The sequence below is a fragment of the Marinobacter shunpengi genome (assembly GCF_045449695.1).
Taxonomy (GTDB): domain Bacteria; phylum Pseudomonadota; class Gammaproteobacteria; order Pseudomonadales; family Oleiphilaceae; genus Marinobacter.
This window is the reverse complement of the sequence record NZ_JBJJKZ010000022.1, coordinates 273974-295070: the sequence shown is the minus strand read 5'-3', so window position 1 is coordinate 295070 and position 21097 is coordinate 273974. Positions and strand designations below refer to the sequence as shown.

16 protein-coding genes are annotated in these 21097 nt (G+C 64.7%); 7 read left to right on the top strand and 9 right to left on the bottom strand.

Annotated features, from left to right (window positions below; translation table 11 throughout):
* Positions 1–3: 3 nt before the first annotated feature.
* The 8 genes from ACJO2E_RS19860 to ACJO2E_RS19825 all read right to left on the bottom strand — a co-directional run bounded on the left by ACJO2E_RS19860 (position 4) and on the right by ACJO2E_RS19825 (position 11828).
* A complete protein-coding gene (locus tag ACJO2E_RS19860) occupies positions 4–2796 on the bottom strand; it encodes an ATP-binding protein (protein WP_406966139.1) in 2793 nt (930 codons plus the stop codon).
* Positions 2796–4463 (bottom strand): diguanylate cyclase, encoded by a 1668-nt coding sequence (locus ACJO2E_RS19855; RefSeq protein ID WP_406966138.1) that lies wholly within the window; start codon positions 4461–4463, stop codon positions 2796–2798. Before ACJO2E_RS19855 ends, ACJO2E_RS19860 begins: the two co-directional genes overlap by 1 nt.
* A 90-nt stretch (positions 4464–4553) precedes the next feature.
* The gene (gene xerC / locus ACJO2E_RS19850) at positions 4554–5534 is read right to left on the bottom strand and encodes a tyrosine recombinase XerC (RefSeq protein ID WP_406966137.1); all 981 of its coding nucleotides are present in this window, start codon (positions 5532–5534) and stop codon (positions 4554–4556) included.
* A gap of 89 nt (positions 5535–5623) precedes the next feature.
* Positions 5624–6346 (bottom strand): DUF484 family protein, encoded by a 723-nt coding sequence (locus tag ACJO2E_RS19845; protein WP_406966135.1) that lies wholly within the window; start codon positions 6344–6346, stop codon positions 5624–5626.
* A gap of 115 nt (positions 6347–6461) precedes the next feature.
* A complete protein-coding gene (gene dapF / locus ACJO2E_RS19840; protein WP_406966134.1) occupies positions 6462–7391 on the bottom strand; it encodes a diaminopimelate epimerase in 930 nt (309 codons plus the stop codon).
* A gap of 11 nt (positions 7392–7402) precedes the next feature.
* Complete coding sequence (gene lysA / locus ACJO2E_RS19835; protein ID WP_406966133.1) at positions 7403–8653, bottom strand: diaminopimelate decarboxylase; 1251 nt, start codon at positions 8651–8653, stop codon at positions 7403–7405.
* A 12-nt stretch (positions 8654–8665) separates the two neighbouring features.
* The gene (lptM, locus tag ACJO2E_RS19830; protein ID WP_406966132.1) at positions 8666–8806 is read right to left on the bottom strand and encodes an LPS translocon maturation chaperone LptM; all 141 of its coding nucleotides are present in this window, start codon (positions 8804–8806) and stop codon (positions 8666–8668) included.
* 127 nt (positions 8807–8933) lie between these two features.
* Positions 8934–11828: a class I adenylate cyclase domain-containing protein gene (locus ACJO2E_RS19825; RefSeq protein ID WP_406966131.1), complete on the bottom strand. Its 2895-nt coding sequence runs from the start codon at positions 11826–11828 to the stop codon at positions 8934–8936.
* A 235-nt stretch (positions 11829–12063) separates the two neighbouring features.
* On the opposite strand from ACJO2E_RS19825, the gene ACJO2E_RS19820 reads away from it, so the two are divergent.
* Positions 12064–13266 carry an EAL domain-containing protein gene (locus tag ACJO2E_RS19820; RefSeq protein ID WP_406966129.1) on the top strand — a complete coding sequence of 401 codons (1203 nt, stop codon included), beginning with the start codon at positions 12064–12066 and terminating at the stop codon, positions 13264–13266.
* Between the two features lie 32 nt (positions 13267–13298).
* Here the strand turns inward: ACJO2E_RS19820 and argH are convergent, their stop codons facing one another.
* The gene (gene argH / locus ACJO2E_RS19815) at positions 13299–14693 is read right to left on the bottom strand and encodes an argininosuccinate lyase (protein ID WP_406966128.1); all 1395 of its coding nucleotides are present in this window, start codon (positions 14691–14693) and stop codon (positions 13299–13301) included.
* Positions 14694–14784: 91 nt separating this feature from the next.
* Between argH and ACJO2E_RS19810 the strand changes: the two genes are divergently transcribed.
* From ACJO2E_RS19810 to ACJO2E_RS19785, 6 genes are all read left to right on the top strand, one after another.
* A complete protein-coding gene (locus tag ACJO2E_RS19810; RefSeq protein WP_406966127.1) occupies positions 14785–15855 on the top strand; it encodes a sensor histidine kinase in 1071 nt (356 codons plus the stop codon).
* Positions 15855–16595, top strand: a complete 741-nt coding sequence (locus ACJO2E_RS19805; protein WP_406966193.1) for a LytR/AlgR family response regulator transcription factor — start codon at positions 15855–15857, stop codon at positions 16593–16595. The genes ACJO2E_RS19810 and ACJO2E_RS19805 overlap by 1 nt, the downstream gene beginning before the upstream one ends.
* Positions 16596–16713: 118 nt before the next feature.
* On the top strand, positions 16714–17655 hold the full coding sequence (gene hemC, locus ACJO2E_RS19800; RefSeq protein ID WP_406966126.1) for a hydroxymethylbilane synthase: 942 nt from the start codon (positions 16714–16716) through the stop codon (positions 17653–17655).
* Complete coding sequence (locus ACJO2E_RS19795; RefSeq protein ID WP_406966125.1) at positions 17636–18460, top strand: uroporphyrinogen-III synthase; 825 nt, start codon at positions 17636–17638, stop codon at positions 18458–18460. The genes hemC and ACJO2E_RS19795 overlap by 20 nt, the downstream gene beginning before the upstream one ends.
* Positions 18461–18472: 12 nt before the next feature.
* Positions 18473–19642, top strand: coding sequence for a uroporphyrinogen-III C-methyltransferase (locus tag ACJO2E_RS19790; RefSeq protein ID WP_406966123.1), 1170 nt, complete (start codon positions 18473–18475; stop codon positions 19640–19642).
* Positions 19639–20868: a heme biosynthesis HemY N-terminal domain-containing protein gene (locus ACJO2E_RS19785; RefSeq protein WP_406966122.1), complete on the top strand. Its 1230-nt coding sequence runs from the start codon at positions 19639–19641 to the stop codon at positions 20866–20868. The genes ACJO2E_RS19790 and ACJO2E_RS19785 overlap by 4 nt, the downstream gene beginning before the upstream one ends.
* Positions 20869–21097 lie beyond the last annotated feature (229 nt).

The window sequence follows — 21097 nt, the reverse complement described above, 5'->3', positions numbered from 1 at the left end:
CCGTCAGGCATCGCCCCCGTCGGACTGCGGCGCATTGCCCAGCAGTGAGGGGAAGGCTTCCAGCTCGCTGTTGATGGCATCCAGGTTGAAGGCGTCCACATCCGCCATCAGCTTTTCCGCATAACGGGTCACTGCCCGTGACCGATAGCGCTGGCCCCAGCTCAGTACCCGCGCCGCGAAATAACGCATCTGCTCCGGATCACCACTTTCCCGGACGGTACGCCACTCGTCACCGAAATCGTCCCGCAACTGTTCCTTGAGCCAGCTCCGCTCCTGCATGTCGAGGGTTTCTGTCATGGGCGCCTGGCGGGCCTGGGGCTGGTCTTCAGGCTCCTCCGCCATGGGGACCACCTGTACCTCAGGCAGCACCAGGGTGAAGGTGGAACCCTGTCCCTGGGTACTCTCGACGCTGAGCTCACCCCCCATCATGCGCGCCAGCTTACGGCTGATGGCCAGGCCCAGGCCGGTGCCACCGTACTTCCGGCTGCTCTGGCCCTCCTGCTGTTCGAAGGCATCGAAGATGCGCTCCCGCTGGTCGTCCGCGATACCGATACCAGTGTCGGTGACCGCAATGGTCAGGCGACAGAACTCCTGGTCATCCCGCTGCTCCATGGCGGACACGGTCGCCCGCAGGGTCACCCCGCCTTCATGGGTGAACTTGATGGCATTGCCCACGAGGTTGAACAGCACCTGCCGCAGTCGGGTCTCGTCCAGCACCATGCCCGTCGGCATATCCGGCGCCACGCTGACCTCCAGGCTGACATTATGCTCCCGGGCCCGCAGATCGAAGATGTGCCGCACGTCCTGCAACATCCGGCGCAGGCTCACGGGACCGAACTCCAGGCGCATCTTGCCCGCCTCAATGCGGGACAGGTCGAGGATGTCGTTGATCAGCATCAGCAGGCTGCGACTGCTGGCACGGATCGCATCCAGGTAGTGGTTCTGGCGGGGATCGGTCACCGTCTTGCTGAGCAGGTCGCTGTAGCCGATCACCGCGTTCATGGGGGTCCGTATTTCGTGGGACATGTTGGCCAGGAACTCGCTCTTGGCCCGGTTGGCGCTATCCGCCTCCCGGGCCAGCCGCTCGGCCTCGAGCTTGGCGGCCCGCAGTTCGTCCTCGCTGCGCCGCAGGGCGTGTTCGGAGCGGATGCGCTCATCCACCTCCCGGGATAGCTTGCGGTTCCAGTAAAGGAAGATCAGCACCACGACCACCGCGATCAGCACCACCCGCTTGATGGCGGTATAGTCCCGGTCCTGCTCGATATCCAGATACACCCAGCGGTTGTAGATGGCGTCCTTCTCGGCGGTCTCGATGTTGCCCAGCCCCTTGTTGAGGATGCGCACCAGGTCGCCCCGCTTGCGGTTCACCGCCATCCGGAACTCGTACTCATAGGGAGTGATGCTGGTGATTCGTAGGTTCGACAGCCCCAGCTTGGCCACGGTGTAGCTGACCCCGGGAATATGCGTGACCATCACATCCAGGTCACCGTTGGACAGGGCCAGCAGACCGTCCTGGACGGTATTGACCGGGAAGATGTTGAGGTCTGGATGGTTGATCAGCAGGTAGTCGTGGGCGGCGTGCTGGCTGACCACCCCCACCCGTTCCTGGCGGAGTTCCCGCAGGTCACCGATAAACCGGCCATCCTCACGGATGACCACTACGATGGGCAGGGTGAGGTAGGCCCTGGTGAACAGGAAATCCTCTTCCCGTCGGGGTGTGCGGGGCAGCGCCGGGAGAATGTCGATGTCGCCGTTGCGCAGCATCTTCTCCGCCGTGGCCCAGTCGGAAACGGAACGAGGCTGAACATCCGTCCCCAGGCTGGCCCCCAGTCTCTGCACCAGGTCCGGAACCAGCCCCCGGGGGCTGTTGTTCTCGGTAAACTCGAACGGAGGCCAGTTCTCCCGATAGGCCACCCGCAAGGGGCCGTGCTGACGCAGCCACTCCCTTTCGATGGAGCTTAGCGCCAGACCCTCCGAGGTATCCCGCTCCACCACCGGATCGGGCAACCAGGCGGAGCGGATCCCCCGGTGCTCATTATGGCTGATGGCCTCAATGGTGCTGTTCAGGACAGGAATCAGTTCGGCCCGTTCCTCCCTGACTTCCAGCACCACATCCACCGGATGTTCGTCCAGCAGGACAATCAGGCCAACGCCGTTGATCAGTGCCGACTGCAGGTAATCCGACACCACCGGCACCGGCCCCACAAAGGCGTCAGCCTGGCCCGACAGCACCATGCTGACCGCCTCGCTGATGGTGGCTACGGGCACCGGGGTGAAGTTGTCCACCGAGTCCAGCAGTGCGTACTGGTTGCTGTCCTTGCCCACCAGGGCCACCCGCCGGCGTTCGAGGTCCGCCAGGCGGCGGATACCGGCATCCCCGGGGTCGGCAAAGATGCCATAGGTAAGCTGCATGAATGGCTGCGTCCGCAGCCAGCCATCCTCCTGAGACTCCTCGGGCCGCCGCGTGCTGACCCGCAGGTCCGGCTGGTCAGCGCCCTGTTCCTCCGTCACCACCCGCTCCGTACCCAGGGAGGTCACGTCAAGGTCAATGCGGAGCTTGGCGGCCATCAGGGTCAGATAGTCCACATAGGTGCCGGCCAGCCAGCCTTCCGCCGTCACGAAGGCCAGCGGGGTCTGTCCGGCCCGTACCCCCACTTCAATCTCATCAATGCTTTCCACCAGGGCCAGCTCATCGGCGCCCAGCACCGGCCAGGGCAAGGGTGTATCGGGCTCCGCCACCACATGGGGGATGGCCGGGAAAGTCAGTACCAGGGTCAGGAAAAGGGCCAGTCTCACTACAGTTCCAGCTCCCCAGCATACTCCACACGATTACGGCCATGGGTCTTGGCCTGGTAGAGGGCCTTGTCCGCCTCGTCGAAGATGAGATCGGGTTCGACGTTCTCTCGAAACCCGGAGAAGCCCGAGGACACGGTTACCCTGACCGGCTGACCCTGGAAGTGGAATGGCATGTCCGCCACATGGCGGCGGATTTCATCCAGCATGCCGGCAGCCTGTTCGGGTGAGGTTTCTGGCAGTATGGCGACGAACTCCTCACCACCGTAGCGTGCCAGAAAGTCCGTAGAGCGCAGACGTTCCTGGATCGCCTTGGCCACAAGCTGGAGCACCCGGTCCCCCGCCTTGTGGCCAAACGAGTCGTTTACTCGCTTGAAGTAGTCGATATCAATCATGGCCAGGGTAACCGGGCGGCCATACCGCTGCCAGCGCTGGTGTTCGAACCGGAGCCGCTCGTCCCAGGCCTCACGGTTGGGTAGCTGGGTCAGGATATCGGTAAGTGCCCGGGCCCGTTCCCGCTCGAGCTGCTCACGAACCTGGTCGCAATGGGTTTCCATAGCCACGACCTTCTCCCGCATGAGCATCATCTGCTCCGACACCTGCTGCTCCCGCCGATCCTCCTGGGTCCGGAACGCCTCCACGGTCCGGGCGATCCGCTCGATGTGACCTGACACGGATGTTCGCAATTCCGACAGGTCGGAGCTGGTTTCCAGGCTGCCCCCCAGTTCCGACAGTTCCGCCCGGAGAGCCCTCTCCAGCTCGGCGGCGGATGTCCGCCGTCCTTCAATAACGTCCGCATGGTCACTGAGATGGCCATGAAGTGAGGACAGCCGCTCATCGAGACGCTGCAGGAAACTCTGGAACTCCCGCTGGCTGTGGGTGACCACGGCAATCACCAGGTCCGCGGTTTCATCCAGGCTCTGGCGCAGCATGTCCCAATCATGGAGGTCGGACAGGCGTGATCTCAGGAGGACCGCCCGCTTATGGGTGTCCGGTGGCAGATCCACCTGCTGCATGATCCGCTCCATCAGTTCACCCACCCGACGGGCAATACGCAGGCGCTGCTCCCCGTCTCCCAGCACGGTGGTGAGGGGATCGTCTGCCCCGGTGTCCAGTTCGTGCCCTTCGTCCTCCGCCTTCGGCTTGTGACGGTCCGGCCCGGTATCCACCACTGCCTCGTCGCCACGCTTGAAAAGCCGGTCCAGCAACCCCCGCTCCCGGCCATTGCCCGGCGTCGGGTGGGCCAGGGCCTTCTCGGTTGCCGCGCAGAAACCCTCCAGCCAGGGAATCAGTTGCTGACGGGACAATCCACGAGGTCCCAGTTTCTTGCGCAGCCTTTTCAGGTCGGAACCAACCATCTGGAACAGGTCATTCCCCTCTACCGCCGACAGCAACTCGCCCAGGATCCGTCCTGCCTGGCGGGCATCCCCGGCCACCTGGTCATCCAGGCGCTCGAGCTCATCGTCCAGGCGCTCCTGGAAGTCCCGGAGGATGTCCAGGTCACGGTCCCGCCCCCGCAGGTACTGGCGCAGCTCCGACACCAGCGCATCCAGGCGCTCATCCTGGCCCTCCGAAGCCAGACTGGTACGGGCCAGCAGGCGTTCAATCAGATAGCGTAGCTCGGTTTCATCGGTGGCGGACATGGGCTGACCACCTGTTCTTGATGTCATATCCAATCCCGTTCTGCTGAATTCCGTCTCTCAATCAATACGCCCCGACCGGACCGCTTGAACCTGAAAACGTCATAAACCCCATGATCACTATAGCGAATCCCCGGGCCCGGAGCCCTTTTCCGGCACCTGGGCCTTCCGGCGCCTTGCCCGGGGGTGAGTATGGTCATAGACCCGGGCAAGGTGCTGGAAGTCCAGATGGGTATAGACCTGGGTAGTGGCGATATCGGCGTGCCCCAGCAGCTCCTGCACCGCCCGCAGGTCGCCACTGGACTCCAGAAGGTGGCTGGCAAAGGAATGTCGCAGCAGGTGTGGGTGCAGGTGCTGGTCCGCGCCACGGTGGAGCCCCCAGCGCGCCAACCGTTGCTGCACGCTACGGGCGCTGAGCCGCTGGCCCCGCCGACTGACAAACAGCGCGTTCTCGCCTGCGCCAGCCAGCGTCGGCCGTAGTGCCAGCCATTCCCTCAGGGCCTTACCCGCCTTGCGGCCTACCGGCAATACCCGCTCCCGGTTGCCCTTGCCCCGTACCCGCACCTCGCTGCTCCGCAGATCCAGGTGTAGCAGATCAAGACCGGTCAGCTCCGACAGCCGCAGGCCCGAAGAGTAGAACAGCTCGAACATGGCCAGGTCCCGGACTTCCAGCGGATCGTCCGGGGTGGCGTCCAGCAGGTGCCCCAGTTGATCGGCATCGGCCGCCACCGGTAACCGGCGACCGCTTTTTGGCGCCCTCACATCCAGGGCCGGATTGCTTCTGGCGCGGTTTTCCCGGATCAGGTAATCGTAGAAACGGCGAATGGCGGACAGTGCCCGCGCAATGCTGCGGCCCGAGAGGCCTTCCCGGTTGAGGGTGGCGGCATAGCGCCGTACATCCGCCACGGTCAGCATGGGCCACTGGTCGATGGGAGGTGACTGTTCAAAAGCCCAGTGCATCAGCCGTGTCAGGTCACGCTGGTAGCCCTGGCAGGTGTGGGGGGATTGGCGACGTTCGGTGGACAGGTGGTGGAGGAACGCAGCCACTCCCTCGGTCAGGCTGTCGGGCAGGGCCTGTCTGTCGGACTTATTGCGGCTCAAGATATCCTCCCGATCCTGTCCAGCCGACACCATGGCCGGCGCCCGACGCCACTAACCGGTTGGTCGTGCCGCCACCGGTGCCAGTCGCGTCAGCGGGATTCGGCCACCGCATCCAGTACCGGTTCCACCTGGCGATGGCGCTGCAACAGGGGCGGCAACAGCCGGCTCAGGGTGTCGCTGATATAGGACAGGAACAGCGACCCCATACTCTGGTCGAAGTAACCCGGCTGACAGCTCCCCACGGCAAAGACTCCAACCAGGCGATCCGTACGCAGGGGCACCAGCGCCACCGAGGCCACCGGCTCGTCGCGGCCGGGGAACAGGAAATTCCGGTCGGACTCGCGGAACTGGCCGCAGACCGCGCGTTCGCCGTCGAGCAGGGCCCCGAGCTGGCGGTTGGCATCCTCGTCGGAAACCACGTGCAGGGCGCCGGTGGTGCTGCCCGCCGGCAGGGAGCCTCCCACCAGCATCAGTGAGGCGGCGTCCAGGCCGAAGTCGCCGCGGATACTGTCGTCGATGGCGGAGGCCATCTCGGTGAGGTTGCGGGCTTCAATCACCTGCATCAGCAGACGTTTGCTCTTTTCAAACAGGCGATCGTTCTGGCGGGCGATGGAGACCAGCTCCACCAGTTCGTGGCGCAGGGTATCCCTCTGCTCCCGGTACAGGTGCACCTGTCGCTCCACCAGGGAAATGGCCCGCCCGCTGTCGTGGGGCAGGGTCAGGGCGCGCAGCAGCTCGTCCCGGCCGACAAAGAAATCCGGATTGTTCCGCAGGTAATCGGCCACCTGCTCGGCGGTCAAGGTTGCATCCACTGAAGGTTCCCCTGTTATTGCGACGGCCTTCTGCCGGGCCGTTGTGTGTCACGGCGATGTGTGTCACGGCGATGTGTGTCACGGCGTCGTGTCACGGTTCCTGTGGTCGCCCGGCTCAGCGGTCCGCGGGCCGACGTTCCGGCTCGCGTGCGGAGGAATGACGGCGACCCCGGCGGCGATTTTCGCCAGGCAGGCGGATCTGGCCGTCAAAGACACGGGCGGTTGGTCCTTCCATCATAACAGGGGCCCCTTCCCCCTGCCATTCGATCACCAGGTCGCCCCCCGGGAGTGTGATCCTGACACGCTTGCCCAGCACCCCCCGCAATTGCCCGGCGACCACCGCGGCGCAGGCACCGGTGCCACAGGCCAGGGTCTCACCCGCGCCCCGCTCGTACACTCTCAGCCGGGCGCGGCCGGAGTCCAACACCTGCAGGAAGCCGATATTGGCCCGGGCCGGAAACCGTGGGTGCCGTTCCAGGGCCGGGCCCAGGGTCTCCACCGGCGCCGTGTCCACATCATCCACCAGCAGGACCCCGTGGGGGTTGCCCATGGATACTGCGGACAGCTCCAGGGTCTGGCCGCTCACCTCAACGAGGTAGACTGACTGGCGGGATTCCGCCGCAAAGGGGATGGCCGCCGGGTTCAGCTCCGGCACGCCCATATTGACAGTAACCCAGCCGTCCCGCCCCACACGCAGTTCGATCACCCCGGCGGCGGTCTGCACACGGATCACCCGGCGATTGGTCAGTCGCTGGTCCCGTACAAAACGGGCAAAGCAGCGGGCGCCGTTGCCGCACTGTTCCACCTCGGTGCCATCGGCATTGAAGATCCGATAGCGAAAATCCACATCCGGCAACCCGGGCGGCTCCACCACCAGCAACTGGTCGAAACCGATGCCAAAGTTCCGGTCCGCCAGTTTGCGGATCATCTCCGGGCTCAAACGGAACGGCTGGCTGATGGCATCCACCACCATGAAATCGTTGCCCAGGCCGTGCATCTTGGTGAATGACAGCGTCGGGCCCTGGCTGCGTGCTGGTCGACTCATCCCGTGCTCACTCATTGCGGCAGGCAGTGTTCGTGGCGGAGCTGGTCGTCCAGGGTTTCCCGCTCACGGATCACATGCACGCGGTCTCCGTCCACCATCAGTTCCGGCGGGCGGTTGCGCGAGTTGTAGTTGGAACTCATGACAAAACCATAGGCACCGGCGGACCGGACCGCCAGCAGATCGCCCGGCGCCAGTGCCAGCGACCGGTCCTTGCCCAGGAAGTCGCCGGTCTCGCACACCGGGCCAACGATATCCCAGGGCTTGGCCTCCACGTCGGAACGGGGCGCGGCCGGCACGATGGCCTGCCAGGCGCTGTACAGTGCCGGACGAATCAGGTCGTTCATGGCGGCGTCGACAATGGCGAAGTTGTGCTGGTCAGTGCACTTGAGGAACTCCACCCGGGTCAGCATGATGCCGGCGTTGGCGGCGATGGAGCGACCCGGCTCCAGCACCAGCTCCAGGTTGCGGTTGCCCAGCCGCTCCACCATGGCGCTGATGTAGTCCTCCGGTGCCGGTGGCTGTTCCTGATCATAGCTCACGCCCAGGCCACCCCCCATATCCAGGTGACGGATGACAATGCCGTCCTCCGCCAGCCGGTCCACCAGGGCCAGCACCCGGTCCATGGCGTCCAGGAACGGCGACACCGTGGTGAGCTGGGAACCGATGTGACAGTCCACGCCCTGGATGTCCAGGTGCGGCAAGGCCGCTGCACGGGCATAGACCCTCGGGGCATCAGCAATGTCGATGCCGAACTTGTTTTCCTTCAGACCGGTGGAGATATAGGGGTGGGTACCGGCGTCCACATCCGGGTTCACCCGCAGGGACACCGGCGCCTTCACGCCCAGCTCGCCGGCCACCTCGTTGAGGCGGTCCAGCTCGGTGTCGGATTCCACATTGAAGCAGCGTACGCCTACCTCCAGGGCCCGGCGCATTTCCCAGGGCTGCTTGCCCACACCGGAGAACACCACCCGGCCCGGATCACCGCCAGCACGGAGCACCCGCTCCAGCTCACCGGCAGAGACGATATCAAAACCGGCGCCAAGACGGGCCAGCACATTGAGCACCGCCAGGTTGCTGTTCGCCTTGACCGCATAGCAGATCAGGTGGGGCCGACCCGCCAGCGCGCTGTCATAGGCACGGTAGTGGTCCTCAAACGCCGCCCGAGAGTATACGTAGGCCGGGGTACCATGCTCCCGGGCAATGTCGGCCACGGCCACCTGTTCCGCAAACAGCTGGCCGTCGCGATAGTTGAACTGATCCATGAATAAATCCTGTTAACGGGTCTCGGCGTCTTCATCCGCCGGCGAGACAGCAGTGGTGGTTTGCTGGGGGCGCTCCAGCGGTCCCTTCTGGCCGCAACCGGCCACCAGGCCGGACATCAGTACCAGCACAGCCAGGTAAATCGCAGTTCTCATGGTCAGACCTTCCTGCCTCATCCGGCGATGGCCCTGTCACCACAGGGCTGCACCTCGAAAAAATCAATGGGGCAGTATACCTGAGGGAGCCCGACGAGGGCGAGCCGCAGCGCCGGCCGGTTGCCGCTCATACCAGCCCAGACGGAACACCTATCTCCCGGTTCAGGGCCTGCTGGATCTGCTGGCGGTACCAGAGGTACTGGCAGGTCTGGAGTTCCTGTTGCCACATCTGCGGGTCCAGATCGTGGGGCAGATGAAGGTCGGTGAGATAGACCGGGTAATCCTCATCACTGCGCCGGAGCTGGCGGACGTAATGGGCAACCGCCGCCATCTGCCGGTCGCCGTACTCGGCATGGCTGAATTCCTGCTCATCGCAGTACAGGTCGAAACACAGGCTGCCATCCCCCTGCTGCACCCCCACCGCCTGCAGCTCAATACCATCCAGCGACAGGGATTCCGGCGCCAGGGGCGTGCGCTCCAGGCGGGCCTCGCCGGCCTCGACAATCACCTCGGTACAGATCAGCCCCGCGACCGGACTCTCCGCTCCGGCCATCTGGCGGAGCTGTCTACGCTCCGTCAGGTTTTCCAGGAACCGCATGAGTGGCAGCAGTGACTGGCGCCGGCTGCCGGACCAGGGCTGGCTCCAGCCGTACAGGGAGCCGGTTTCATCGGTGACCCAGAAACGCAGGCGGCCGCTGCCCCGCTGCCAGAACATCTGGATGACATCCGGCTGGCAGCCATTGCACACGGCGCGGAAGGCCGGATCCTGTTGCAGCGCGTACCGGTCCGGGACCACCGGGGTATATTCCTCCTGGGGCCGGGCCAGGTAGTCCATCAGTTCCTGATCCGACGCCAGGCCGATGAATCCGGGCTCCAGACCCTCGAAACGCAGCACGAACCAGCGCTGGTCCACCTTCAGCAGGTAACGCAACGGGTGCGGCCCGGTTCCACCGGCGAAAAACTGCCGGGTAACGTCCTCCACCAGCTCACGGATACGCCGGGAAATGGCGGTGGCGTGGCTGCCACCGGCACACCACACCTTCACCGCCGGAGGATGGGCCGGGTCCCGGGCCACCAGCGCCAGCAGGTTCTTGAGGCACTGCACCAGGGCATCACCGGTCACGTAACGCTGCAGGCTGACTTCCCGCCAGCTGTTGATGGTGACCTGTTCAATGGTGGCCACCAGGTTGTCACGACCACCACTGAACCCGAGGGAGTCGTGCTGGCCGCTAAGCTTGTGCAGGCCGCGTTCGGTGAGCCTGGCCAGGGGATCGACACCGACATTCACCAGCAGGAGATGGGTGTCCGGGCGCACCGGGGCCATCAGGGCCTCACGGGAGGGGGGCTGGGGGATGCCCAGATGCTGCCCGATAAACGCAGCCATGGCCCGCAGGTCCTTGACCGTCAGCACCGGGACCGGGGCATCCGGCTCCGGGGATTCCTGGCGCAGGTTCAGCCGGGTCGCCGGCGACATCAGGCCATTGCACTGGCACCAGACCACCAGCTCCACGAGGCTGCCGGCCCGACGGATCGGCGACTGCCAGACGATGTCCGCCAGGCTCTCGAGGTTACGGAAGAGGAGCCACCCGTCCGGGGTGGACTGGCGCGCGGAGGCGGTGCGCCGGCAGAACGACAGGTTCTCCTCGGCCAGGGACGGGGCAATCCCGGGATTGATGATCTCCACCTTACCCGCCTTTCGCTGGAAGACGGCATAGAGCTTGCGGCCGAGCAGGTCCAGGTCAGCCTTGCTGATACTGGCTCGGACATTGTCACTGCGGGCCATACGCGACAGCAGCCGGTAGCTGTGAGTAAGTTCCGACACCACTCGCCGGCGCAGTTCCATTACCAGTTCCACCCGCCACTGATGCCGGGCGTCCAGCTCGGACAGGATCTCGCGCTGCCAGCCCCATTCCGATACCAGCTCCCGCAGGATGCGCCCCTGCCAGCGGCTGGCGGTTTCCCCGGCCCGGGTCAGCGGAAGACCGGTCTTCAGGTAGAGGGCGCGCCGCACCAGGTCCAGCCGTTCCGGGGCATCCATGGCCGTCAGCCAGCGCTCCAGCCGACGGTAGAGCATCACGTAGGGGTCCACCGCATCCACCGAGGTCTCACCACGGTAGACAGCGCGCTTGAAATCCCCGGACAACAGGCCGTTGTCCCGATCACGGGCGTAGCATTCAATCAGCAGCAGCTTGAGCAGCGACTTCCAGGGGGAATCGATACCCTTGTAGAGCTGCCAGATGCCGGCCCCCAGGAATTCAGTGACAGGAATAGAGGGCACAGCACCGAAATCCAGGTACTCATCCGGGCGGATAAAGCGGTTGTCCTGCAGGAACCGGGTCAGTTCCCCATAGCGCGCTTCGTCCTCCACCGGAATCAGCCACCACAGAGGGTATCGCCCACCCAGGTGAATGGCGGTGCGGTAGAACTCATCGAGCAACAGGTAATGCTGGGCACTGCCGCAATCTTCCGTGGTGACTTCCGCCTGCTGCCGGCCCTGGCGGAAATCCTCGGCGCTGAACACAAACAGGTTCAGCTCAAGGCCGTAGTCCTCCGCCCAGCGGGTAAGCCGTACAGCTTTCTCGTTCAGAGCGACCACCCGCTCGGGAGCCAGGTCCTCCCGGTGGCACACCCACACATCCAGGTCACTGGCAACGGAATGCCCCAGGGATCCGGGGCTACCCATCAGGTAGAGACCGGTCAGCTCCGTCGCCCCCTTCTTTCCGGAGCCGAAGCGAAATGACCGGGCCAGGCGCTGGGCGGCATGCATGGCCTGGTCCGAGGGCTGATACCGGTCCAGCCCCCTGGGACAGTCGGTGGAATGGTAACCCGGCAGGGCCGGGTGGTTGAGATGGAACGCCAGTGGCAGCAAATCCAGCACCACCTGTTGCCGCCAGGTGAGCGCCGAACGGGCACGGTCCAGCCGTAGCTGGTTCAGGGTGCAGAAACGATCGGTAATTCGCTTCAGGACCTTGCGGTCAACACCTTCGGAAAAGTCTACCGAGACAGGATGTTCGGGTGTCATCGACACGACTCCGGAATCGAGACGTTTCCTTTCCGCGTATTATCTGTACAATGTGATCGGGTTGGCATTTGGATAGCCTAACAGAAGATCTAACTGAGCTGGTCACCGGTACTGACCGCCTCGGATTCCCGGCACTGGACGCCAGAGCAAAGCAATACTGGAAAGAATAATAACGCAGTCCGGCCGCCGACCTGTTACGGAGCGACAACAGGGACTGAGACAGGAGTACTCTGACGTGAATGAGCTCGTCATCTGCCGCCACCGACCGGTTGCCGGCGAGGGCGTGACGACCATACTGACCGTCGATAAGGACGGCGTGGTAACCGCGACGGACCCCAACCTTCCCGTGGTTCTTGGGTACAGCAGCGGTGACATCGAAGGTCGCCCCCTCAAGCAGCTGATTGCCTCTGCCGAGGATAATCCGCTAAGCCCGGACTATGCCGGCTACCACGACAGTGGCCGCCCCCTCACCGTCACCCTGCGCCATGGCCGTGGTTACTTTATGGCAGCGAAAGTGACCGTGCGCAAGGCCAGTGCTCCCAAGTCAGCGACCCGCTCACAGACCGCAGATACCTTAGTGGTTCCCAAGCAGGCTCCCGTCCAGCGGGCTGGTCGATCCCCCCACCGGGAAAACATTGCCCAGACAAAGGCCATGCTGGCCCATATCCGCTCGTGCCTGGCCGATGGCGGCCTGCCACTGGAGTTCCAGCCCATCGAAGCCCTGACAGCCAGGACAAACGGACGGTGTTTCGAGGTACTGGCCCGGCTGCGCGGCGCCGACAGTGCCGAATCCGCCATGACGCCATCACAGTTCCTGCCCCTGATCGAGCGCTTCGAACTGTCACGGCGCCTGGACAGGCAGGTTATCAAGCAGGCGCTGTGTCACCTGTATCGCCACCCGCAGGTGGCCGGCTCAATGGGCTACTGCGGTTTCAACCTGTCCCTGGGGTCCCTGCAGGACCGCACGTTTCCCGGATTTATTGCCAGGGCACTGGAAAAGACCGGCCTGAAACCCGAGTCCCTGTGTTTCGAGATCCCGGCCCACCATGCCGTCGCCTACACCGCCGACTGCCGCCAGATCTGTCGCATGCTGCGACGTCTCGGCTGCAAGACCGCCCTGGATGGTGCCGGCAACAGTATGGACAGCTACCGGCTTGCCGGCCGCCTGCCGGTGGACTACATCAAACTCGCCCCGGAACTGTTGCGGGGACTGAAAGACGAACCCACCCACCTGGTGATGATGGAAGCCCTGCAGCGAATCGCCAATGCCTCAGGCAAGATCACCATCGCCACCGCCGTTGAGAACGACATTGCCCGTCAGCGGGTGCAGAACCTGGGCATCCACCTGATCCAGGGCCGACTGGTCAGCGCACCCCGCCCACTGAAGGAACTGGGCACCCCCGACCAGGGCAACTGGTCGACCGGCGCGATCGCCTGAATCGACGACCCACCGGCGCGACCGGTAACCGGTCAGCCCAACCTTGACCGGGCGCGGACCACCGCCGCCCTCACCTGATCCGGCGCCGTGCCGCCCATATGGTTCCGGGCCTGCACAGACCCCTCCAGGGTCAGTACGTCGAAGACATCCTCACCGATGGTATCGGAGAACTGCTGCAGCTCCACCAGGGTCATTTCCGACAGGTCCTTCTTCTCGGCAACCCCAAACGCCACCGCCTTGCCCACGATCTCATGGGCATCCCGGAACGCGACCCCCTTCTTGACCAGGTAATCGGCCAGGTCGGTGGCGGTGGAGAAACCGCGACGGGCCGCCTCACGCATGTTGTCCGCCTTCGAGGTGATGGCGGGGATCATATCGGCGTAGGCCCGCAGGCTGCCCTTGACGGTATCCACGGTATCGAACAGCGGCTCCTTGTCCTCCTGGTTATCCTTGTTGTAGGCCAGCGGCTGGCTCTTCATCAGGGTGAGCAGGCTGACCAGGTGGCCGTTGACACGCCCGGTCTTGCCCCGCACCAGTTCCGGCACGTCCGGGTTCTTCTTCTGGGGCATGATGGAGGAGCCGGTACAGAAGCGGTCCGGCAGGTCGATAAAGTCGAACTGGGCTGAGGTCCACAACACCAGTTCCTCACTGAAGCGGGACAGGTGGGTCATCAGCAGGGCCGCGAAGCTGCAGAACTCGATGGCGAAGTCCCGGTCGCTGACGGAATCCAGGGAGTTCTCGGTGGGCCGGTCAAAACCCAGCAGCCGCGCGGTGATGGTGCGATCGATGGGATAGGTGGTGCCGGCCAGGGCCGCCGCGCCCAGGGGCATCACGTTAACCCGCTTGCGGCAGTCCTGCAGGCGCTCGGCGTCCCGCTCCAGCATTTCCGCCCAGGCCAGCAGGTGATGACCGAAGGTCACCGGCTGGGCGGTCTGCAGATGGGTGAACCCGGGCATGATGGTCTCCGCCTCCCGCTCCGCCAGATCCAGCAGGCCGCCCCGCAGGCGGGCCAGCTCGGCGGCAATGGCATCGATCTCATCCCGCAGATAGAGGCGGATATCCGTGGCCACCTGGTCGTTGCGGCTGCGGCCGGTATGGAGTTTCTTTCCGGTGATGCCAATACGCTCGGTGAGCTTGGCCTCGATGTTCATGTGCACATCTTCCAGACTCACCGACCATTCGAACCTGCCCTGCTCGATATCGGCGCGGACCTCTTCCAGCCCCTGGATGATCTGATCCTTCTCGTCGGCGGTCAGCACGCCCACCTCCGCCAGCATGGTGGCGTGGGCGATGGATCCGCGGATGTCGTGGTGGTACAGGCGCCGGTCAAAATCCACGGAGGCCGTGAACCTTTCCACAAATGCGTCGGTCGGCTCGCTGAAACGGCCTCCCCAGGGTTTTTCAGAGCTCTTGTTCTGGTCGGTCATGGTGTATCTTTCCTGCTGACGGCCCGGCAGAATGATCCGGTGCGAAAAAATGTGTGCGGATTATAACACTCCGGAGAGGACTCTCACCCGCATGACTGTCAGCAGTACCAGAAACCGTCAGCAGGATGATCCCGGCTCGCAGCTCAACGGGTTCTTCGTGCCGGACCTGTGCCGGGTACGCTCCGTGTTCATGCTGGTGATCACCAGCGAACTGATGGTGCTGCTACTGGCCATGGCCCATGCCCGGGGCCAGTGGCTGGACTGGAACTATTTCGGCCTGGTGTCACTGCTGGTGCAGTGGACCGTGCTCACCAGCGCAGCGCTGATCTGCCTGGCCCGGCCCTGGCTGTCGAGCCTGACCACCACCCGGGCCACCCTGGCCATGGTGACCCTGGTGGCACTGGACGTCCTCCTGTTCAGTGGACTCGCCGGCGTCTTCCTCTACCCGGAATCCATGGCAGAACACGGGCAGGCCATGGGCAAGAGCCTGCTGATTGCCGTTATCGCCACCCTCATGGCCCTGCGCTACTTCTACCTGCAACACCAGTGGCGGCTGCAGAAACAGGCGGAGATGACCTACCGGCTCACCGCCCTGCAGGCGCGCATCCATCCGCATTTCCTGTTCAACAGCATGAACACCATTGCCAGCCTGATCAGTACCCGCCCGGAACAGGCGGAGGATGCGGTGCTGGACCTGTCGGAACTGTTCCGGGCCTCGCTGAGGACCACGGAGCGCGTGGTCCCCCTGAAGGAAGAACTCGGCCTGTGCCAACGCTACCTGGCCCTGGAGAAACTGCGGCTGGGCGACCGGCTCAGGGTGGAATGGCGCACCGACCCGGCCCTGGACACCCAGGCCATCCCCCCACTGACCCTGCAGCCGCTGGTGGAGAACGCCATCTACCACGGCATCCAGCCCCGGGCCGAGGGCGGCACGGTGGTTATTGAAAGCCAGCGCAGCGGCCAGTACGTTTACCTGCTGGTACAGAACCCGAAACCGGAGGACGGCGCCCGTCAGCACCAGGGCAACCGGGTCGCGTTCAGCAACACCCAGGCGCGGATCCAGACCCTGTTCGGGGAAACCGCCGTGCTCAAGCACAGCCAGCAGGATGATCTATACACCGTCACCCTGCGGCTCCCATGGCAAACCACGGGTACCACATGATGACCAGCCAGCGCCGCGTACTGATTGCCGACGACGAACCCCTGGCACGGGAACGCCTTATCCGGATGGTGGATGACCTGGACGGCTACCGGGTCAGCGGTGAGGCGGCCAACGGGGACCAGGTTCTCGACGCCATGGCCCGGGACATGCCGGACATCGTACTGCTGGATATTCGCATGCCCGGCAGGGATGGCATGGAGGTGGCCGCACAGTTAACCCGGCAGCCCAATCCGCCTGCCATCATCTTCTGTACCGCCTACGACGACTACGCCGTCCGCGCGTTCGAGGTACAGGCGGTGGCCTACCTGCTGAAACCGGTGCGCCGGGAGGCGCTGGCCGGTGCCCTGAGCCAGGCGGAACGGCTGAACCGGGTGCAGCTCCAGGCGCTGCAGGGGCAACCGGACACCGACAGCCACCACCTCAGTGTCAGCAGCGCCCGGGGTACCGAACTGGTGGATATGACCCGGGTGAGGTATTGCGAAGCCGACCAGAAGTACGTCACCCTGCACCACGACAACGGCGAGACACTGACCGACCTGAGCCTGAAGGCCCTGGAAAGCCGGTTCCCGGAGCACCTGCTGCGCATCCACCGGCACACCCTGGTAGGCACCCACTTCATCCGCTCGCTGGAGCGCCTTGAGGATGGCTCCAGCCAGGTCCGGGTGGCCGACACCGATGAGGCGTTGCCGGTAAGCCGCCGCCATGTGGCCCGGGTCAGGCAATGGCTCCGGGAGCTGTAGTCAACACCCACTGACGGGACTTTTCAGCGCCATCGGGTTAGGCTTGTGCAAACAGTCAGGCGGGATAGGGTCAATCCGTCTCCCGCTCCTCTCATTCCGCTCAACAAACACGGACACCATGGCAAAACGAACCCTTCGCATCGCAACCCGTACCAGCGCCCTCGCCCTGTGGCAGGCGGAACACATCAAGGCCGAGCTGGAGCGCCTGCACGACAATGTCGAGGTGGAGCTGGTGGGCATCAAGACCCAGGGCGACAAGATCCTCGACGTGCCCCTGGCCAAGATTGGCGGCAAGGCCCTGTTCGTCAAGGAACTGGAAGAGGCCATGCTGGACGGGCGCGCCGACCTGGCCGTGCACTCCATGAAGGACGTGCCCATGGCATTCCCGGAAGGTCTCGGCCTGGTGGCCATCTGCGAACGGGAAGACCCCACCGACGCCTTCATCAGCAACAACTACAACACCGTGGACGACCTGCCCCAGGGCGCTGTGGTGGGCACCGCCAGCATGCGTCGCGAGTCCCAGCTGCGCAACTACCGCCCGGACCTGGATGTCCGCACCCTGCGGGGCAACGTCAACACCCGCCTGGCCAAGCTGGATGCCGGTGACTACCAGGCCATCGTGCTGGCCTCCTCCGGCCTCAAGCGCCTGGGTTTCCATGACCGCATCCGCTACACCCTGCCGGACGACCTGTCGCTACCGGCGGTTGGCCAGGGCGCCCTGGGCATCGAGTGCCGCCTGGACGACCAGGAACTGATCGACCTGCTGGCGCCACTCAATCACAGGGACTCCTGGGACCGGGTCAGCGCCGAGCGGGCCCTCAACCGACGCCTGGAAGGCGGCTGCCAGGTGCCCATCGCCGCCTATGCCCTGCTGGAAAACGAAGACACCCTGTGGCTGCGGGGCCTGGTGGGCACGGTCAACGGCAAGGAAATCCTGCGGGTGGAAGGCCGCTGCGCCCGGGCCGAGGGAGAGACCCTGGGCCGGGAACTGGCCGAGGACCTGCTCAGGATGGGCGCCGACCGGATACTGGCCGATATCTATGGACACACCCCGACCTGAGGAAGTGACTGCCCTGACCGGCGTGCGGGTGCTGATTTGTCGGCCGGAACCGGAGGCCACCCGGCTGTCAGGGGCGTTCCGGTCAGCCGGTGCCGATACCCGCACCCTGCCCGTGATGGAACGGGTGCCCCTGCCGGAAACCCCGGAAAGCCGGCAGATCATCCTCGACCTGGACCTGTTCCAGCATATCATTGCCGTCAGCCCCTATGCCGCCCGGCAACTGCTGGACCGGGTGGACACCTGGTGGCCCCAGTTCCCCACCGGCGTCCACTGGTATGGAGTCGGGGCCAGTACCGCGGCGGTACTGGAGAGCGCTGGACTGAGCCCCGGGCATCCACCGGCAGGCTTCACCAGTGAGGCCCTGCTGGCTCTGCCATCGCTACAGACCCTGACCCACGAGAAAGTACTGCTGGCCCGGGGCGAGACCGGTCGCGACCTGATCCGCGAGACCCTGGAAAAGCGGGGCGCGTCGGTCACCCAGTTGCCACTCTACCGTCGCCAGCGAACAACCCCGTCACCAGAGCAGTTGGCGGACAGCCTGGAGCGGTTCGCACCCGACGTCATCATCGCGCTGTCCGGGGAAACATTGAACAATTTCATCGCACTGAGTGAGAATAGCAGCCATAATTGCCTGAAAAGTCTGTTGCTGGTTCCGACCGACCGGGTGGCCCGACAGGCCCGGGAGGCCGGGTTCGACCGGGTCATCTGCGCCAGCGGCATGGCAGACGAGGACATCGTGAACCGGGTGATTGGCTGCTATCCTCCTCACCAGACAGGACCAGCCCCGACGCCCGGATCGCCCTGACAGCCAGTAAGGATGCCCGTGACCGAATCCAACAACGAGAACCAGCTTCCCGCGACCATACCCGCCAATCCGGAGACCCGCCGTGCCGCCCTCTGGCCGGTCTGGCTGGTCTGCCTGATACTGCTGGCGGGCCTGATCGCCCTGGGACTGTGGAGCTGGCAGCAGTGGCAGACCCAGCAACAGCTCCAGCAGTCGTTGCAACACGTTACCGAGATGAACAGCCAACTGGACCAGCGGCTGAACCAGGGCCGGGACAGCCGCACCGAACGACTGCAATCCCTGGAGACAACCCTGCGGGAACAGCAGCAACGCCTGAACGAGCAGCAACGGCAGATCGACCATACCGCCAGCGAGCTGCTGGATGCCGGCAACCGCACCCGCACGGACTGGCTGCTGGCGGAGGCGGAATACCTGATGCGCATCGCCAACCAGCGCCTGCAGATCGAAAAGGACATCCGGGGCGCCCTGGCGGCCCTGGAATCCGCCGATGAGGTGCTGCGGGAAACCGACGACGTGGGCGTCTACCCGGTACGGGAACAACTGGCACGGGAAATCATGGCCCTGCGCAGCGTGACTGATGTCGACCGCACCGGCCTCTACCTGAGACTGGAAGCGGCCCGGAATACCGTCACCCAGCTCACCGACCGGGCCCTGATCGAGCGGGCCCCTGACTTCACCGATGCCGGCGACGACCCGCAAAGCGATACCGTCGGCACCGGCGAGGAATCCAGTGCCCTCTCCCGGGCCTGGAAACGGGTCAAGTCCAGCCTGAGCAACGTGGTGTCCATCCGCCGGCTGGATGAACCGGTCAAGCCACTGCTGTCCCCGGACCAGAGCGCCTGGGCACGGCTGAACCTGCAACTGATGATCGAGCAGGCGGAACTGGCGGTGCTCCGTGGCCACGACACCCTGTACCAGCAGGCCCTGGACAAGGCCCTCACCTCCCTGGACACCTGGTACGACAGCAGCAACAACCACATCACCGCCCTGAGGGACACCCTGACGGAACTGAAGGGGCGCGACATCAACCCGGAGCTGCCGGACATCAGCCGCTCGCTGACGCTCCTCAAGGGCCGCATTGCCGGTCGTCACGCCAACACCGAGGCGCCCATGGACGGCGCGGATGCCCCGGACGGGGAGACCCGGGAACAGCCTGCCGACAGCGGGGACGGTGAGTCATGATCCGCCTTGCGATCATCCTCGTCGTTGCCCTGCTGATTGGGCTGGGGCTCAGCCAGGGCCTCCACTATGACCTGGGCTACATCCGCGTCAGTCTGGGCAATTACCTGATCGAGACCAATTTCTGGGTGGGTCTGGTGTTGCTGGTGGCACTGGTGCTGGTCCTGCTGGCGGCTATCTGGTTTATCCGCCGCCTGACCCAGCAGACCGGTATCATGGCCAACTGGCTGGCCAGGGGCCAGCAACGCCGCGCCCGCCGCCGCACCACGGAAGGCCTGCTGGCCCTGGCGGAAGGCAACTGGCCCCAGGCCCGCAAGAAGCTGGAGGCGTCAGCGGAGCAGGCGGACACGCCCCTGATCAACTACCTGGCCGCCGCCCAGGCCGCCTCGGAATCCGGCGACCATGACGATGTGGACGAACTGCTGCGCAAGGCCTTTGAAAGCACCCCCGGTTCCGACCTGGCGGTGGGCATCACCCAGGCGCAACTGCAGTTGAACGCCAATCGGCTGGAACAGTCGCTGGCAACGCTTGTACGGCTTCGCAAGCAGGCCCCCCATCACCCGTTCGTGCTCAAACTGCTGAAGAACGTGTATGTCCGCCTGGAGGACTGGCGGGAGCTGTCCCGACTGCTGCCGGAACTGCGCAAGCGTCAGCTCGGCGATAGTTCGGAACTGGACCGGCTGGAACGCACGGCCTGGCACAAGTTGCTGCACCGGGCCGCGGACGAGTGCCAGCGCCAGGGTAACCAGGATATGACACCCCTGACCCGCCTGTGGGACGAGCTGCCGGGGTCCATGCGGCGGGATGAGCACACTATCCGGGTATACGCGGAACTGCTGGCCCGGGCCGGCGACGAGGACCAGGCGGAAACCCTGTTGCGGAAGGTGCTGCGCAATCACTGGAGCGATGAGCTGATCCGCCTCTATGGTCGCATCTGCGGTGCCAAGCCCGACGAGCAACTCCTGGCCGCGGAACGCTGGCTGCAGGACCGCCCCAACAATCCGGACCTGCTGCTGGCCCTGGGCCGCCTGAGCCTGCGCAATGAGCTCTGGGGCAAGGCCCGAGAGTATTTCGAGACCAGCCTGCACCTGCGCCGCAATCAGGAAACCCTGGCGGAACTCAGTCGATTGAATGCCCACATGGGCGATGAGGAGGCCAGCATGCGGCTGTTGATGCAGGGCCTCGTCAAGGAAACCGGGTTGCCGGATTTGCCGATGCCCCGGGCCTGAAGACCGGTATTCGCTTCGTTTGGAGTGGGCGGTCCAGGTCTGGTGCCTGGGCCGCAGTGGGGGACCTTTTTCCGCTGCAATTCACGGCCCGTCCATGGACCGACCTTGCACCGCGCCATCCCTGGCGCTGCTCCAAAAGGTCCCCCACCACGTCCCCGCCTAACCTGGCAGTTACCTCAATGAATCTCGATTACAGTCGCGGAATTTCTTTCACTACCGGTGGGTGAAG

Coding starts and splice junctions, on each gene's coding strand:
- ACJO2E_RS19855 (WP_406966138.1), bottom strand. CDS start 4,463: ATGACATCAAGAACAGGTGGTCAGCCCATGTCCGCCACCGATGAAACC.
- dapF (WP_406966134.1), bottom strand. CDS start 7,391: ATGAGTCGACCAGCACGCAGCCAGGGCCCGACGCTGTCATTCACCAAG.
- lysA (WP_406966133.1), bottom strand. CDS start 8,653: ATGGATCAGTTCAACTATCGCGACGGCCAGCTGTTTGCGGAACAGGTG.
- lptM (WP_406966132.1), bottom strand. CDS start 8,806: ATGAGAACTGCGATTTACCTGGCTGTGCTGGTACTGATGTCCGGCCTG.
- ACJO2E_RS19825 (WP_406966131.1), bottom strand. CDS start 11,828: ATGACACCCGAACATCCTGTCTCGGTAGACTTTTCCGAAGGTGTTGAC.
- argH (WP_406966128.1), bottom strand. CDS start 14,693: ATGACCGACCAGAACAAGAGCTCTGAAAAACCCTGGGGAGGCCGTTTC.
- ACJO2E_RS19810 (WP_406966127.1), top strand. CDS start 14,785: ATGACTGTCAGCAGTACCAGAAACCGTCAGCAGGATGATCCCGGCTCG.
- ACJO2E_RS19805 (WP_406966193.1), top strand. CDS start 15,855: ATGACCAGCCAGCGCCGCGTACTGATTGCCGACGACGAACCCCTGGCA.
- hemC (WP_406966126.1), top strand. CDS start 16,714: ATGGCAAAACGAACCCTTCGCATCGCAACCCGTACCAGCGCCCTCGCC.
- ACJO2E_RS19795 (WP_406966125.1), top strand. CDS start 17,636: ATGGACACACCCCGACCTGAGGAAGTGACTGCCCTGACCGGCGTGCGG.
- ACJO2E_RS19790 (WP_406966123.1), top strand. CDS start 18,473: ATGCCCGTGACCGAATCCAACAACGAGAACCAGCTTCCCGCGACCATA.
- ACJO2E_RS19785 (WP_406966122.1), top strand. CDS start 19,639: ATGATCCGCCTTGCGATCATCCTCGTCGTTGCCCTGCTGATTGGGCTG.